15 protein-coding genes are annotated in these 13,273 nt (G+C 69.5%); 7 read left to right on the forward strand and 8 right to left on the reverse strand.

Annotation, left to right across the window (positions count from 1 at the left end):
* The first annotated feature begins 69 nt into the window (after positions 1-69).
* The 3 genes from ACEI37_RS11475 to ACEI37_RS11485 are packed head-to-tail and all read left to right on the forward strand — an operon-like array spanning position 70 to position 2,026.
* Positions 70-945, forward strand: a complete 876-nt coding sequence (locus tag ACEI37_RS11475) for a biotin--[acetyl-CoA-carboxylase] ligase (protein ID WP_373378994.1) — start codon at positions 70-72, stop codon at positions 943-945.
* Complete coding sequence (locus tag ACEI37_RS11480; protein WP_373378995.1) at positions 942-1,817, forward strand: type III pantothenate kinase; 876 nt, start codon at positions 942-944, stop codon at positions 1,815-1,817. The genes ACEI37_RS11475 and ACEI37_RS11480 overlap by 4 nt, the downstream gene beginning before the upstream one ends.
* A complete protein-coding gene (locus ACEI37_RS11485) occupies positions 1,814-2,026 on the forward strand; it encodes a hypothetical protein (RefSeq protein WP_373378996.1) in 213 nt (70 codons plus the stop codon). The genes ACEI37_RS11480 and ACEI37_RS11485 overlap by 4 nt, the downstream gene beginning before the upstream one ends.
* Before the next feature lie 27 nt (positions 2,027-2,053).
* Here ACEI37_RS11485 and rfaE2 read toward each other — a convergent pair whose 3' ends face one another.
* The 7 genes from rfaE2 to ACEI37_RS11520 all read right to left on the reverse strand — a co-directional run bounded on the left by rfaE2 (position 2,054) and on the right by ACEI37_RS11520 (position 9,171).
* Entirely contained in the window at positions 2,054-2,548 is a 495-nt protein-coding gene (gene rfaE2 / locus ACEI37_RS11490; RefSeq protein WP_373378997.1) for a D-glycero-beta-D-manno-heptose 1-phosphate adenylyltransferase, read from the reverse strand.
* A gap of 347 nt (positions 2,549-2,895) precedes the next feature.
* Positions 2,896-3,759, reverse strand: a complete 864-nt coding sequence (locus tag ACEI37_RS11495; RefSeq protein ID WP_373378998.1) for a ferritin-like domain-containing protein — start codon at positions 3,757-3,759, stop codon at positions 2,896-2,898.
* 202 nt (positions 3,760-3,961) lie between these two features.
* Positions 3,962-5,239, reverse strand: coding sequence for a patatin-like phospholipase family protein (locus ACEI37_RS11500; protein ID WP_373378999.1), 1,278 nt, complete (start codon positions 5,237-5,239; stop codon positions 3,962-3,964).
* Between the two features lie 31 nt (positions 5,240-5,270).
* On the reverse strand, positions 5,271-6,089 hold the full coding sequence (locus tag ACEI37_RS11505; RefSeq protein ID WP_373379000.1) for a PhaM family polyhydroxyalkanoate granule multifunctional regulatory protein: 819 nt from the start codon (positions 6,087-6,089) through the stop codon (positions 5,271-5,273).
* Positions 6,090-6,154: 65 nt separating this feature from the next.
* A complete protein-coding gene (locus ACEI37_RS11510) occupies positions 6,155-6,988 on the reverse strand; it encodes an enoyl-CoA hydratase/isomerase family protein (protein WP_373379001.1) in 834 nt (277 codons plus the stop codon).
* Between the two features lie 118 nt (positions 6,989-7,106).
* Positions 7,107-8,087, reverse strand: coding sequence for a fumarylacetoacetate hydrolase family protein (locus tag ACEI37_RS11515; protein ID WP_062796229.1), 981 nt, complete (start codon positions 8,085-8,087; stop codon positions 7,107-7,109).
* Between the two features lie 85 nt (positions 8,088-8,172).
* Positions 8,173-9,171: a Bug family tripartite tricarboxylate transporter substrate binding protein gene (locus ACEI37_RS11520; protein WP_373379002.1), complete on the reverse strand. Its 999-nt coding sequence runs from the start codon at positions 9,169-9,171 to the stop codon at positions 8,173-8,175.
* A gap of 181 nt (positions 9,172-9,352) precedes the next feature.
* Here ACEI37_RS11520 and ACEI37_RS11525 point away from each other — a divergent pair, with 181 nt between their 5' ends.
* The 4 genes from ACEI37_RS11525 to ACEI37_RS11540 all read left to right on the forward strand — a co-directional run bounded on the left by ACEI37_RS11525 (position 9,353) and on the right by ACEI37_RS11540 (position 12,664).
* On the forward strand, positions 9,353-10,186 hold the full coding sequence (locus ACEI37_RS11525; RefSeq protein ID WP_373379003.1) for an IclR family transcriptional regulator: 834 nt from the start codon (positions 9,353-9,355) through the stop codon (positions 10,184-10,186).
* Positions 10,187-10,244: 58 nt separating this feature from the next.
* The gene (locus tag ACEI37_RS11530) at positions 10,245-11,261 is read left to right on the forward strand and encodes a DUF3108 domain-containing protein (protein ID WP_373379004.1); all 1,017 of its coding nucleotides are present in this window, start codon (positions 10,245-10,247) and stop codon (positions 11,259-11,261) included.
* Positions 11,262-11,326: 65 nt separating this feature from the next.
* Positions 11,327-12,169, forward strand: a complete 843-nt coding sequence (locus tag ACEI37_RS11535) for an alpha/beta fold hydrolase (protein WP_373379005.1) — start codon at positions 11,327-11,329, stop codon at positions 12,167-12,169.
* A gap of 237 nt (positions 12,170-12,406) precedes the next feature.
* Positions 12,407-12,664, forward strand: a complete 258-nt coding sequence (locus ACEI37_RS11540) for a DUF3567 domain-containing protein (protein ID WP_012351433.1) — start codon at positions 12,407-12,409, stop codon at positions 12,662-12,664.
* 105 nt (positions 12,665-12,769) lie between these two features.
* Here ACEI37_RS11540 and ACEI37_RS11545 read toward each other — a convergent pair whose 3' ends face one another.
* Positions 12,770-13,162 carry a rhodanese-like domain-containing protein gene (locus ACEI37_RS11545; protein WP_018006652.1) on the reverse strand — a complete coding sequence of 131 codons (393 nt, stop codon included), beginning with the start codon at positions 13,160-13,162 and terminating at the stop codon, positions 12,770-12,772.
* Positions 13,163-13,273: the final 111 nt, after the last annotated feature.

Here is a 13,273-nt window from a genome sequence, read left to right on the forward strand (position 1 = left end):
ACGCCGGTTACACGCCGGAATCCCGCCTGTGCCGACCGCGATCCCGCTCATCCCAGTCCATTGCCGCGCATGTCCCCCGTTCCTCCGACTCCGCCCGATCCTTCCACCGTCACGTCGTGGCGCATCGATGCCGGCGCGCTGCGCGCCATGCTGTCGCCCGCGCTGCGCGACTGGACCGTGGAACTGGTCGAGGAAACCGGCTCGACCAATGCCGACCTGACCGCGCGCTGCCGCCAGGCGCCGTGGTCCGACGCCGGCACGCTGCGCCTGGCCTATCGCCAGACCGCCGGGCGCGGGCGCCAGGGCCGGCCGTGGCAGGGGCAGGCCGGCATGACATTTTCCGTGGCGCTGCCGCTGGCGCTGGCGCCGGCGCAGCTGAGCGGGCTGAGCCTGGCGGTGGGCCTGGCGCTGGCCGAGGCCCTGGGCGACCTGGCCCCGGCACTGGGCGCGCGGGTGGGCCTGAAATGGCCCAATGACCTGCAGATCGACGGCCGCAAGCTGGCCGGCATCCTGATCGAATCGGTGCCGGCGGGGCCGCAGCGGGTCTGGGCGGTGATCGGCATCGGCCTGAACCTGGTGCGCGATGCGCAGATGGAGGCCGCGCTGGGGCGCGAACTGGCCGGCGTGGCCGAGGCCATGCCCGGCTTCGATGCCGGGCGCGATGCGCCGCGCCTGCTGGCTGCGGTGCTGGAGCGGCTGGCGGCGATGCGTGCGGACTTCCTCGCGCATGGCTTCGGGCCGATGGCGCGGCGCTGGTCCGCCGCCGATGCCTACCGCGACCAGCCGGTGCGGCTGCTGCACGACGGGCAGGTGATCGCCGAAGGCATGGCGCGCGGCGTCGACGAGGCCGGCCACCTGCTGCTGGAAACACCCGCCGGCCTGGAGCGCATCGCCAGCGGCGAGCTGTCGCTGCGGCCCGTCCCCGGCCAGGAAGGACACGCATGAGCGCGCCGCGCCTGCTGGTCGATATCGGCAATACCCGGCTCAAGTGGGCGTGGTGCGACGCCGGTGCGGCGCTGCCCGCCACCGCTGGCATCTCTGCGCTGCCGACGCCGTGGCAGCACGCCGGTGCGGTCGCGCATGCCGACGACGGCGCGCTGCAGGCCCTGGCCGCCGAACTGCGCGCGCTGCGCGCCAGCGGGCCGATGCCGTCGGTGTGGATCAGCAATGTGGCCGGGCCGGTGATTGCCGTCGCCGTCGATGCCGCGCTGGCCGACGCCTTCGGCGGCTGCGCGCCGGTGCAGTGGGTACGCAGCAGCGCCGCCCATGGCGACCTTGCCAACGGCTATCGCGAACCCACCCAGCTGGGCGTCGACCGCTGGACCGGCGCGGTCGGCGCGCACCGCTGGCTGCCGCGCGAGACATTGCTGGTGGTCACCGCCGGCACCGCCACCACGCTCGATATCGTCACCGTGACCGACGATGGCGCGCGCTTCGAAGGCGGGCTGATCCTGCCGGGGCTGGCGCTGATGCTGGGCACGCTGGCGCGCAATACGGCGCAGCTGCCGGCGCTGGATGTCGGTGAGGCCGGCAGCGTGGCGGGCGCGCAGCGGCGCTGGGCCGACAACACCCACGACGCCATTGCCGCCGGCTGCCTGGCGGCGCAGGCCGGCGCCATCGAGCGCACCTGGCGCGCGCTAAGCGAGCGCGGCGATGCTGCGCGCCCGCCGCGCTGCCTGCTGTCCGGCGGTGCCCGCGACGCGCTGGCCGGGGCGCTCACGGTGCCATTCGACATGCACGATAATCTGGTGCTGCTCGGCCTGCATGCGATGGCGATGGCCGACGCTACGTCCTCACCTCCATCCGATTCCCCATGATCCCCCGCTCCCTGCGCATCGCATTGCTGTTGCTGCTGCTCGCCAACGCCGTGCTGCTGGCCGCGGTGCTGGGCGCGTTCGGCGCGCAGCCGCTGTCGGGCTGGTTCGAATCGCCGCGCGAGCCGCACCGGCTGGAGCAGCAGGTGCGGGGCGAGCGCATGCGGCTGCAACCGCCGCCGGCCACGCCGGCGTCGGCGCCGGGCGCTTAGTGGGCCAAATAATGCAGGCGCGGCGGCTCAGCCGGCCTGGCGCACCTTGGTCAGCAGCTTGGTGGTCGAGCGGTCGTGCAGGAAGGGGATGGCATAGGCCTGGCCGCCCCAGCTGCGCACCAGCCGGGTTTCTTCCAGCGTGTCGATATCGTAGTCGCCGCCCTTGACGTAGATATCGGGGCGCACCAGCCGGATCAGCTCCACCGGCGTCTGTTCGCGGAACATGGCCACCAGGTCGACCGACGCCAGCGCGGCCAGCAGCGCCATGCGGTCCGACTCATGGTTGAGCGGGCGGTCGTCGCCCTTGCCCAGCATCTTCACCGAGGCATCGCTATTGACGCCGACCACCAGGCTCGCGCCGAGCGCGCGCGCCTGCGCCAGGTAGGTCGCATGGCCACGATGGAGGATGTCGAAGACGCCGTTGGTAAATACCAGCGGGCGCGGCAGTGTGGCGATGCGCGCGGCCAGCGCGGCGGTGTCGTCGGGGGGAGTCAGCTTGGATTCGAAGGCGGGTGCGGACATGGATCGGGACATGGGATAGGTGGAGGCCGGCACCATGGCGGAGCCGGCGCGCTTGCCCGAATGGTACCTGTTCTTGCCGCGCTGGCTGATGCCGTCGCGGCACGGCACAGGCGTCGGCCAGGCAAGGATGTAGTAACCGGCTACTACCTGCGCAGCCGCTGGCGCGCTTATCATCCGCGGCACCGTATTTCCGGGAACAGGAAAACGGCGTTGTACCCCACCCGCCAGGCCGGACCCGATCCGGCGCGCCGCCGCGGGCCGCATTTGTCGGGAATGCGTGAAGGTAAAAAAGTAGGCAAAAAAATGCCCCGCTTCGGCGGGGCATTTTTTTATCCGGACCGGGCCGCTCAGGCTTGCGCGGGGCGGGGCGCGCCGGCGCCTTGCAGGCTGGCGTTCAGCTCCTTGCGGTAGCGGTTCAGGTCCTGCACGCTTTCAAAGGTGCGTTCGAACAGCAGCGACATGTTGTGCAGGATCCGTTCGATGACCTTCTTTTCCCAGCCTTCGTCGAAGCGGATCTGCTCGTCCAGCCATTTCTCGAGCCAGTCGGGGTCCGGCAGCCGCGACTGCACCGTGTCGTTGGGGAACAGCGCCTTGTTGACGTGCAGGTTGGTCGGGTGCAGCGGCTTCTCGGTACGGCGCGCCGATGCCATCAGCACGCCGATCTTGGCGAAGGCCGCGCGCGCGCTGTCGCCGAACTGCGCCAGGTACTTCTTCATGTAGCGCAGGTAGGCGCCGCCATGGCGGGCTTCGTCCTGCGACAGGGTGCGGTAGATATGCTTGATCACCGGCTCGGTGTGCCATTCGGCGGCACGGCGGTACCAGTGGTTCAGGCGGATCTCGCCGCAGAAATGCAGCATCAGCGTTTCCAGCGGCGGCGCCGGGTCGAACTCGAAGCGCACCGCGTGCAGTTCTTCCTCGGTCGGCACCAGGTCCGGGCGGAAGCGGCGCAGGTACTCCATCAGCACCAGCGAATGCTTCTGTTCCTCGAAGAACCAGATGCTCATGAACGCCGAAAAGTCCGAGTCGTGGCGGTTGTCGCGCAGGAACATCTCGGTCGCGGGCAGGGCGGACCATTCCGTGATCGCATTCATGCGAATGGTCTTGGCCTGGTCGTCCGTCAGCATGCTGGCGTCGAAAGTATCCCAGGGGATGTCCTTGTCCATGTGCCAGCGGACGGCTTCCAACGATTTGAACAGTTCGGGGTAGAGCATGGTAAGCCTTTGAAATTACGGGCAGATTCTACCAGATGCGAATTATTCTCTTCTCTCCTTTTTTAGGCCGGATCGGGGCAAATATGCAACGCTCCGCGGGGATTGCCGGCGTCTTCTGCATTTTTCCGGGCGATCAGCGCCGCGGCGGCGCGTCAAAGTGCCAGCGCGGGCGCCTCTGAGACCGTCATGTGACGGCGGCAACTCAGGGGGAGATTGCCTGCGCGGCCGCGTGGTCGTCCGTGCCCGGCGGGGCCGGCGCCGTGCCTGGGACGATGCCGTAGAGAAAGGCCGCCAGCTCGTCGGCCTGGGCTTCGGCGTCGCGCTCGCCCAGCGCGATCAGCGCCTGCGTGAAGGCCGGCTCGAACAGCAGGTAGCTGGCGAACGCGGCGCCGCGCGCCTCGGTGCCGCCCAGCGGCGCCAGCAGCGCGCGCACGGTGCGCGGCAACTGCTTCTGGTGCTCGGCGGCGATGGCCTCGATCGGCTCGCTGGGTGCCACCGTCATCACCTGCACCGGACGCCAGCCCTCGCGGTCGCCGGCCACCTCGGGCATGCGCGCCAGCAGCCGGTTGATATGCAGCAGCCGCTCCAGGTCGGCGTTCAGGCCGTCCAGGAAGATGCTGGCCAGCGCCTGGCCGCCCACCTGCGCCAGCGACGGATAGCCGCCGCCGGGCATGGTGTCGAACCAGCCCGAGCGCTGGCGCGAGGCCGCGCCGATTGCCAGGATGCGCGACGCGCCCAGGTGGATCGCCGGCGACAGCGGCGACATCTGGCGCATGGTGCCGTCGCCGAACCACTCATGGTGGCCGTCCAGCTCCAGCGGCATGGCCGGGAACAGGAACGGGATCGACGACGAGGCCAGCAGATGGTCCACCGTGATCTGCGCCGGCACCGCGATGCGCTGGCTGCGGTGCCACGGATGGATGCGGTGGTGCGACTGGTAGAAGGTCACATGGCGCCCGGTGCTGTACGACAGCGCCGTCACCGCGAAGGCCTGCAGCGCGCCGCTGTCGAGGCTGGCCTGCACCCGCGCGGGCTCGAACAGCTCGCCAAGCATGCTTCCCAGCGGGGTGTTGTCGAACAGCGCGCGCGGCGCGCGCCGCTGCGTGGCCCAGCCCAGCGCCAGCGTCGACAGCCAGCGCGCCCCGGACACGCCCACGCGCAGCACGTCGGTGCGATAGACCTCGTCGGCATGGATGCTGTGCCAGAGCGCCCCCAGGCTCTGCGTGGCGGCCTCGAAGTCGCCGGCATGGATGGCCAGGCCGGCGCCGTTGATGGCCCCGGCCGAGGTGCCGGCGATGATGCCGAACGGCAGCGCGGCCTGCGCCTTGCCATGGCGCGCGGCGATGCGCGCCACGCCGTTGAGCACGCCGGCCTGGTAGGCGGCGCGCGCGCCGCCGCCCATCAGGATCAGCGCGGTGGCAGCGGGGTTCGGCGCGGAAGCGGGCGCCGCAGGGGGCAGCGGCAGCGAATCGCGATGCATGGCTGGATAGGGGCGTCAGGCAGCGGCAGGCTCAGTTGGTGACGCTGCCGCCGGTGCCGTTGCTGCCACCGCCTTTGCCGTTGCCGCCATTGCCATCCTCGGTCTCGCGCGCCGGCGTGGCCTTGGGCGGCTTCCTGGCAGCCGCTTTCTTCGCCGGCGCTTTCTTTGCCGGCGCCTGCTTCGCGGCGGGGCTGGCGGTACCTGTTGAAGGCGACTTGCCGGCTGCCGCGGTCTTCGCTTGGTCTGCGCCGGACTGGGTGGTGCCAGCTGGCGCGGCGGCGCCAAAGCCGCCCATGCCGAACGGCACCATGCTGGCCGCCGCGGCGCTGCTGGCAATCTGGTTGAACTGCTGTTGCAGCATGTCCCACCACAGCGCGGCGTTGGGCGCCTGGGCTGCATCGGCGTCGCTGGAGGCTGCCTGCGCCGGCTCGGCGGCCGGCGGCTCGGGCTGCGCGGCGCTGCCCGTGTCCGCACTGGTACCGGCGCCGGTATCCGCGCCGGTGCGTTGCGGCGCCTCGGCGCTGGGCGCGTTGGCCGCGCGCGCGACGTTCTCCATCGCCGATTGCATCGCCTCGGGCGACAGCGCGTTGCCGAAGGTCTGCAGCGCGACCAGCGTGGCGCGCTGCACTTCCAGTCCCTGGATGGTGGTGCGCAGCAGGTTGGTATTGAGCTGCAGCCAGCTTTCCACCGCCTTCAGGTCGGCGATGCGCTTGTCGAGGTCTTCCAGGTCCATCGGCGGCGTCATCGCCTGCAGGCCGGGCATCAGGCCGGCAGGCATGCCCGCGCCGCCGCCCCATAGCCGGCGCATGAAGTCGAAGCCGTTGGTGAAATCGGGAATCTGTCCGAACATGGTCGCGCGCTCCGTGTGCGGCGCAGCCCGGTGCCCGGACCTCCGGGAGCGCGGCTGCGTCGTCGTTACCTGAACTGAGGCGGCCGCTTTTCGCGCAGGCTCGCCATGCCTTCGTGCACGTCGGGGCCGGCAAAACCCATGAATTCCAGCGCCAGCGAGGTATCGAAAGCGGGGCCGGCCATGCGCAGCCAGTTGTTGAGGGCGTACTTGGTCCAGCGGATCGCGCTCTGCGACCCTGCCGCCAGCCGGTTGGCCACCTCGAACGCGCGTGCCACCAGTTCGTCCTCATCCACCGCCAGCGAGACCAGGCCGATCCGCTCGGCCTCTTCGCCGCTGACCGACTCGCACAGCATCAGATAGTACTTGGCCTTGGCCATTCCGCACAGCAGCGGCCACACGATCGCGGCATGGTCGCCGGCGGCCACGCCCAGCCGGGTATGGCCGTCGACGATGCGCGCGGTCTTCGCCGCGATCGAGATATCCGCCAGCAGGCCCGCCACCAGCCCGGCGCCGACCGCCGGCCCGTGCATCGCCGAGACCACCGGCTTGTCGCAGTTGATGACGTTGTAGACCAGGTCGCGCGCCTCGTGCCAGACGCGCGTGCGGGTGTCGAAGTCGTTGGCCATGTCCTCGACCAGCGCCAGGTCGCCGCCGGCGGAGAAGCCCTTGCCCTCGCCACGGATCAGCGCCACGCGCACCTCGGGGTCGGCGGACACGTCGCGCCAGATCTCGGCCAGCTCGCGGTGCATGCTGGCGTCGGCGGTGGCCAGCTTCTGGTTGGCCGACTGGGCCGCGCCCATGACGATTTCCAGGATCGGGCCGTGGCGGCGCAGGGTCAGCGCGCGGTAGCGCTCGTAGCGCGGCGAAAGGGTAGAGGTGTCTGCGGAGGACGTGGTCATGAGGGCCTTTGAAGTGGATGCCAGCGCGAGCGCCGGAAGCACGATTAATTTGCCGACTGATCGGTCGGTTAATTATATGCAAATCCGGCGCGCGGCTGCGCCCCCGGCCCGGCGTGCCTCAGGCGGCCGCCACCAGCTGGTCGATCGCACCAAACACCGAATGGCCCTGGGCGTCGAACATCTCGATCTTGACCGCGTCGCCGAACTTCATGAATTCGGTCACCGGCTTGCCTTCGTCGATGGTCTCGAGCATGCGCTTCTCGGCGATGCAGCAGTAGCCCTTCTTGCGATCCACGTTGGAGATCGTGCCCGAGCCGACGATGCTGCCGGCGCGCACGTTGCGGGTCTTGCAGATGTGCGCGATCAGCTGGCCGAAGTCGAACACCATGTCGGTGCCGCAGTCGGGCTGGCCCACTTTCTTGCTGTTCCAGTGCACGGTCATCGGCAGGTGCACCTTGCGCTCGCGCCAGGCCTCGCCGAGCTCGTCGGGGGTCACCGCCACCGGCGAGAACGCCGTCGCCGGCTTGCTCTGGAAGAAGCCGAAGCCCTTGCCCAGTTCGGCCGGAATGAGGTTGCGCAGCGAGACATCGTTGGCCAGCATCACCAGCCGGATGGCCTCGCCGGCCTGTTCCGGGGTGGCGCCCATCTTCACGTCGCCGGTGATCACCGCCACCTCGGCCTCGAAGTCGATGCCGAAGGCCTCGCTGGCGCAGACGATGTCGTCGTGCGGGCCGAGGAAATCGTCGGAGCCGCCCTGGTACATCAGCGGGTCGGTCCAGAACTCGGGCGGCATCTCGGCGCCGCGCGCCTTGCGCACCAGCTCGACATGGTTGACGTAGGCCGAGCCGTCGGCCCACTGGTAGGCGCGCGGCAGCGGCGCCATGCAGTCCTTGGGCGCGAACGGGAACGGATGGCGCGCACGGCCGCCGTTGAGCGCGTCGTACAGGTCCTGCAGCTGCGGTGCGTAGAACTGCCAGTCGTCGAGCACGGTCTGCAGCTTGCCGGCGATGTCGGTGGCGAAGTGCGCGGTCTTCAGGTCGCGCGACACGACCACCAGCTGGCCGTCGCGCGAACCGTCCTTCAGGGTTGCGAGTTTCATGGGATACGTAGGGATCGGGGGCGCCTGCCGGGCAGGCGCGATGGGCGCTAGTGTGGGCGCTAGTCTAACGCGGCGCGCGCGCCGCTCAGTCGACCGTGATGCCCTTGGCCTTGATCAGCTTGCCCCAGCGCTCGGCCTCGGCACGCGCGTAGCTGGCGAATTCCTCGGGCGTGCTCGACACCGCTTCGACGCCCACGCCTTCCAGCTTCTTCTGCACCTCGGGCGTCTTCAGTGCTTTGACCAGCTCGGCGTTCAGCCGCGTGACCACGGCCTTGGGCGTACCGGCCGGCGCCACCATGCCTTGCCAGGCGTAGGCCTCGAAGCCGGCCACGCCGCCTTCGGCGACGGTCGGCACGCTCGGCAGCACGGTGAGCCGTTTGGGCGTGGCCACGCCCAGCGCGCGCAGCTTGCCGGCCTGCACGTTCTGCTGGCCCGAGGCCAGGTCCAGGAACATCAGGTCGACCTGGCCTGCGAGCAGGTCCTGCACCGCGGGGGCGGCGCCCTTGTACGGCACGTGCGTCATCTTCACCCGGGTCTGGTCCATGAACAGCTCCATCGCCAGATGGTGCGGGCTGCCGGCGCCCGGCGAGGCAAAGTTGACCTTGCCCGGATGCTTCTGCGCATAGTCGATCGCTTCCTTGAGCGTGCGCGCGGGGAAATTCGGGTTGGCCACCAGCACCAGCGGGAAGCGCGCCAGCTGGCCGATATAGACGAAGTCCTTGTCGGCGTTGTACGGCAGCTTCTTGTACAGCGACGGATTGGCGGCCAGCGTGGCGGTATCGGCGGTCAGCACGGTGTAGCCGTCGGGCCTGGCATGCGCCACTGCATCGGCGCCGACGATGGTGGCGGCGCCTGGCCGGTTGTCGATCACCACCTGCTTGCCCAGTGCCGGCGTGATCGCCTGGGCCACGGTGCGCGCCACCACATCGGTGCCGCCGCCGGCAGGGTAGGGCACCACCCAGCGGATCGGCTGCGACGGCCAGTTGTCGGCGCGCGCGGGCGCGCTGGCGATGCACAGCACGGCAAGCAGGGGAGCAACGGCAAGGGCGGCGAGGGCGGGGCGGAAGTAGCCAGTGGGGCGCATCGGGGGTCTCCATGGTAAAACGGGGCCCGGTATGGCGGGCTGCACGTGCGCCCGCCGGCCAGGTCTGTAGCGAAGAAAGTCTACCGAGCGCTTAAAAATTGGTAAATCGATTTCGCTATAGTAAATTTACCTAGGATTTTTCGCTCCCCCCAAGCCACCAAGCACACGCCCTGCCACCCGCATGTCAGAGATCGAAGAAGAAGACGCCAAGCTGCGTTCCGGCATCCAGTCCATCGAGGTGGGCTTCAGGCTGCTGCAGGCGCTGGCGGCATCGCCGCGCGCGATGATGCTGCGCGACCTGGCCGCCGCCGCCGACATGAACCCGGCCAAGGCCCACCGCTACCTGGTCAGCTTCATGCGGCTCGGCGCGGTGGCGCAGGACCCGGTCAGCGGGCGCTATGACCTGGGTCCGTTCGCGCTGCAGCTGGGGCTGGCCGGGCTGAACCGCCTCGACCCGGTCAAGAAGGCGCGCCCGATCCTGTCGCAGCTGCGCGACGAGCTGGACCTGACCGCCGGCATCGCGGTGTGGGGCAACCACGGTCCCACGGTGGTGCACTGGGAAGAGTCCAGCCATCCCGTGACCGTCAGCCTGCGCCTCGGCGACGTGATGCCGATGCTGAACTCCGCCACCGGCCGGCTCTACGGCGCCTACCTGCCGCGCAAGCAGACCCTGCCGCTGATCGAGCGCGAACTGGGCGCGCGCGGCCATGACGGCGTGCCCGACATGCCGCGCACGCTGGCCGACTACGACGCGATCTGCGCCGAGGTGCGCGCGCACGGCGCCGCGCGCACGCTCGGCGGCGTGCTGCCGGGCATCAACGCGTTCTCGATGCCGGTGTTCGACGCCAACGGCCATCTCGCCATGGGCCTGATCGTGCTGGGCGCGCAAAGCATATTCGATGCAGAATGGGGCGGTACGATGGATCGCCGCGTGCGCGCCATCGCCCAACAGCTCTCATCGGAACTCGGCTACCTTGGTGCCGCCACGCCGGCCGGACAAACCGGCCACGCCTGAACCTGATGCCCGGCGCGGCGCGGATCCCCGCGTCTGGCGCCGGCGCCGCTGGATTTTTGTGATTGCGCTGGTGCTGCTGGTCCACCTGCTGGCGGTGGTGGGCCTGGTGCGCATGCCCGGGCCGCTGATCCCGGTCGACGTCAGCGACACCCCCACGCTGGAAGCCGTGCTGCTGCCGCCGCCGGCGCCGCCAGCGCCGCCCAAGCCACGACCGATCGCGCGCGCGCCGCGCCCGCAGCCCAAGCCCGCGGCACCGCGGCCTGAACCGGAAGTGCCCGCACCGGCCCCCGCACCAGAGCCGGCGCCACCGCTTGCCGCCAGCCCGCAGGGCGCTACCGAGATGGCCACCGGCAGCGGCGGCGAAGGCAGCGCGGCCGCGTCCGCAGCCACCGCCGCGCCGGCCCCGTCCGGCGGGCCACAGGGCGGGGTCAACGGCGTGCGCTACAGCGCGCCGCCGTCGGCGACCATGCATTACGCCAGCTTCGTCAACGGCGTGCAGAACCCGGACGGCCTGATCCGCTGGGAGCAGGACGGCAGCCGCTACCGGCTCGCGGTCGAGACCCGCGTGCTGTGGTTCCGTTTTGCCTTCCAGAGCAGCGGCGCGGTGACCGAGCAGGGGCTGTTGCCGGAACGCTATGAAGAGCGCCGCCGCAACAAGGTCGAGGCCTCGCGCATCGACACCGCGGCCGGCACCGTGGCCTTTGCCTCGGGCGCGCAGGCGCCGTTCCCGCCGGGCGCGCAGGACCGCTTCAGCGTCTTCCTGCAGCTGGTGGGGCTGGTGCGCGGCAATCCGCAGCGCTACGTCACGCCCGGTGTGACGGAATCGTTCCAGGTGGCCGACACCCGGGATGTCGAACCGATGCAAGTGCAGTATGTTGGAGAGGTCGAGGTCGACACCGGCCAGGGCGTGGTGCGCGCCAAGCACTTTGTGCGGCTGCCGCGCCGCGCCAACGACCGGCGCCGCGTCGAGGTCTGGCTGGCGCCGTCGCTTGGCTGGATGCCGGTGCGGTTGCGCCAGACCGAGCCCGACGGCACCCAGATCGACCTGGTGTACCGCGGCAAGGAAGGACCGTAGCGCTGCAGGTTTGCGCCGCCGGTGCGCCCATGTCCACGCATGCTTGACCGAAAGGAGTCCCAGCCATGACCGTTGCCACGCCGCCCACCGAAACCCGCCGCATCCACGCCGACGGCGCCGACCTGCACGTGCGCCTGGACGGCGCCGACGGGCCCTGGGTGATCCTGACCCACGCCCTGGCTGCCGACCATACCCTGTGGGACATCACTGCCCGCCATCTGGCCGGGCGCTACCGCGTGGTGCGACCGGACCTGCGCGGCCACGGCGCCAGCGATGCCCCGCTCGGGCCCTACACCATGACGCGGCTTGCCGATGACGTGGTCGCGGTGATGGATGCGCTGCAGATCCCGCAGGCGCATTTCTGCGGCATCTCGGTAGGCGGGATGATCGGGCAGAGCATGGGCCTGCGCCATCCGGAGCGGCTGCTGTCACTGACGCTGGTGGCGACCAACAGCCAGACTCCGATGGAAGCGCACCCGATGTGGCACAACCGAATCGGCCAGGCCGAGGCCCATGGCATGGCGGGCCTGGCCGATGCCACCCTGGGCCGCTGGCTGACGCCGGCGTTCCATGCGTCACATCCCGAGGAAGTGTTGCGTATCCGCGACATGTTGGTGGCGACTCCGGTACGCGGATACGTGGGTGTGGCCGAGGCCATCATGGCTTTTGACCTGGCGGGCGCGCTTTCCCGCATTCATTGTCCTACGCTGGTAATAGCGGGCGAGCAGGACCAGGGCGCCACCGTGGCGATGGCACAGAGCATTGCCGCGGCGATCGCCGGGTCCAGGCTCGAGGTGGTGCCGCAAGCGGCGCACCTGGTGCACGTGGAGCAGCCGGAACGCTTCCACGCCGCGCTGGACGCCTTTTTGGGGAGCGCCGCATGCGGGGGCCAGTGCGACGTTCCGTGACAAGCAACACACTGATGTTCCAGGCTCAAGAAACTTGTTGCATTGGCCGATGCCCAATTCATGTAAGGCAGAAAATCGTGGCAACGTGGTGACAGGCACCGAATAACTTGCGAATAACTTGATATCCCGCCCGTCACCCCAAGTTTGGAGGTAAAGCCGCGGCGCCCCCTCATGGCAACAACTGAGGCAAGAACCACAAGGGCGAGCCGCCCATCCATGACGCCCAGGAGGTGTGCCATGCAAATGATCTACAACAGCGACAACTACTGCATCGTCGAATTCGGTGCGGATGTCGAGCAAGCGCCGCTCGAATTCGGGGGCTACGAAATTGTCGACAAGAACCTGAAGCGCGAGATTTTCCTCGGCGGCCAGCTCGCCGAGAGCTTCCGTGCCGACGTCAAGCGGCTGATCGAAAGCGAGCCATCGGTGGAGGAGGTCGATGACTTCCTCGGCAAGTTCGACAACGTGATGACACACCCGCTGGTGATGCACTGAGCGGCCACGCCGGGCCGGCGCCCGAGCCGCCGCCCGCCCGGTTTCGCGACGAGGACCAAGCCCGCTTCGGCGGGCTTTTGCTTGCTTGCGGCGGAGTGCGATGGCTCAGTACTGCTCCCACGGCAGCCCGTCGTGGCGCCAGCCGTTGAGCGTATTGCGGTGGCGCTCCGCGTCGAGGTCGCCCTCGAAGCCGTGCAGCACAAAGCGGACGTTGGAGAACCCCGCGCCCTCGAGCGCGCGTGCCGCGGCGGACGAGCGGTTGCCGCTGCGGCAGATCAGCAGCACCGGCCGCGCCGAGGCCTGCCCGGCCAGCTTCTTCACCATCTGCACGAAATGCGGGTTGACCTCCCAGTCGGGCCCGTCGTTCCAGGGCACGTTGTGAGCGCCCTTGGGATGGCCGACGAACAGGTATTCCATCTCGCTGCGGCAGTCGATGAAGAGCGTCTCGGGCGATTGCGCCAGCAAGGCGTGGGCATCGGTCGGGGACAGGTGTTGCATGGTCGGAAGCGGTGCGGCGCGAGTCGCCGGACGGTGATGTTTACGTCTCTCAGTGTAGGCGCCAGAGCGTCCGGCAGGCAACCGACGGCGCCCGCAAGGCCTTGATACACC

The organism is Cupriavidus nantongensis, assembly GCF_041726985.1.
In the GTDB taxonomy this organism is placed as follows: Bacteria; Pseudomonadota; Gammaproteobacteria; order Burkholderiales; family Burkholderiaceae; genus Cupriavidus; species Cupriavidus nantongensis_A.

Coding starts and splice junctions, on each gene's coding strand:
- ACEI37_RS11520 (WP_373379002.1), bottom strand. CDS start 9,171: ATGCGCCCCACTGGCTACTTCCGCCCCGCCCTCGCCGCCCTTGCCGTT.
- ACEI37_RS11475 (WP_373378994.1), top strand. CDS start 70: ATGTCCCCCGTTCCTCCGACTCCGCCCGATCCTTCCACCGTCACGTCG.
- ACEI37_RS11515 (WP_062796229.1), bottom strand. CDS start 8,087: ATGAAACTCGCAACCCTGAAGGACGGTTCGCGCGACGGCCAGCTGGTG.
- ACEI37_RS11525 (WP_373379003.1), top strand. CDS start 9,353: ATGTCAGAGATCGAAGAAGAAGACGCCAAGCTGCGTTCCGGCATCCAG.
- ACEI37_RS11495 (WP_373378998.1), bottom strand. CDS start 3,759: ATGCTCTACCCCGAACTGTTCAAATCGTTGGAAGCCGTCCGCTGGCAC.
- rfaE2 (WP_373378997.1), bottom strand. CDS start 2,548: ATGTCCGCACCCGCCTTCGAATCCAAGCTGACTCCCCCCGACGACACC.
- ACEI37_RS11500 (WP_373378999.1), bottom strand. CDS start 5,239: ATGCATCGCGATTCGCTGCCGCTGCCCCCTGCGGCGCCCGCTTCCGCG.
- ACEI37_RS11510 (WP_373379001.1), bottom strand. CDS start 6,988: ATGACCACGTCCTCCGCAGACACCTCTACCCTTTCGCCGCGCTACGAG.
- ACEI37_RS11540 (WP_012351433.1), top strand. CDS start 12,407: ATGCAAATGATCTACAACAGCGACAACTACTGCATCGTCGAATTCGGT.
- ACEI37_RS11545 (WP_018006652.1), bottom strand. CDS start 13,162: ATGCAACACCTGTCCCCGACCGATGCCCACGCCTTGCTGGCGCAATCG.
- ACEI37_RS11480 (WP_373378995.1), top strand. CDS start 942: ATGAGCGCGCCGCGCCTGCTGGTCGATATCGGCAATACCCGGCTCAAG.
- ACEI37_RS11505 (WP_373379000.1), bottom strand. CDS start 6,089: ATGTTCGGACAGATTCCCGATTTCACCAACGGCTTCGACTTCATGCGC.
- ACEI37_RS11535 (WP_373379005.1), top strand. CDS start 11,327: ATGACCGTTGCCACGCCGCCCACCGAAACCCGCCGCATCCACGCCGAC.
- ACEI37_RS11485 (WP_373378996.1), top strand. CDS start 1,814: ATGATCCCCCGCTCCCTGCGCATCGCATTGCTGTTGCTGCTGCTCGCC.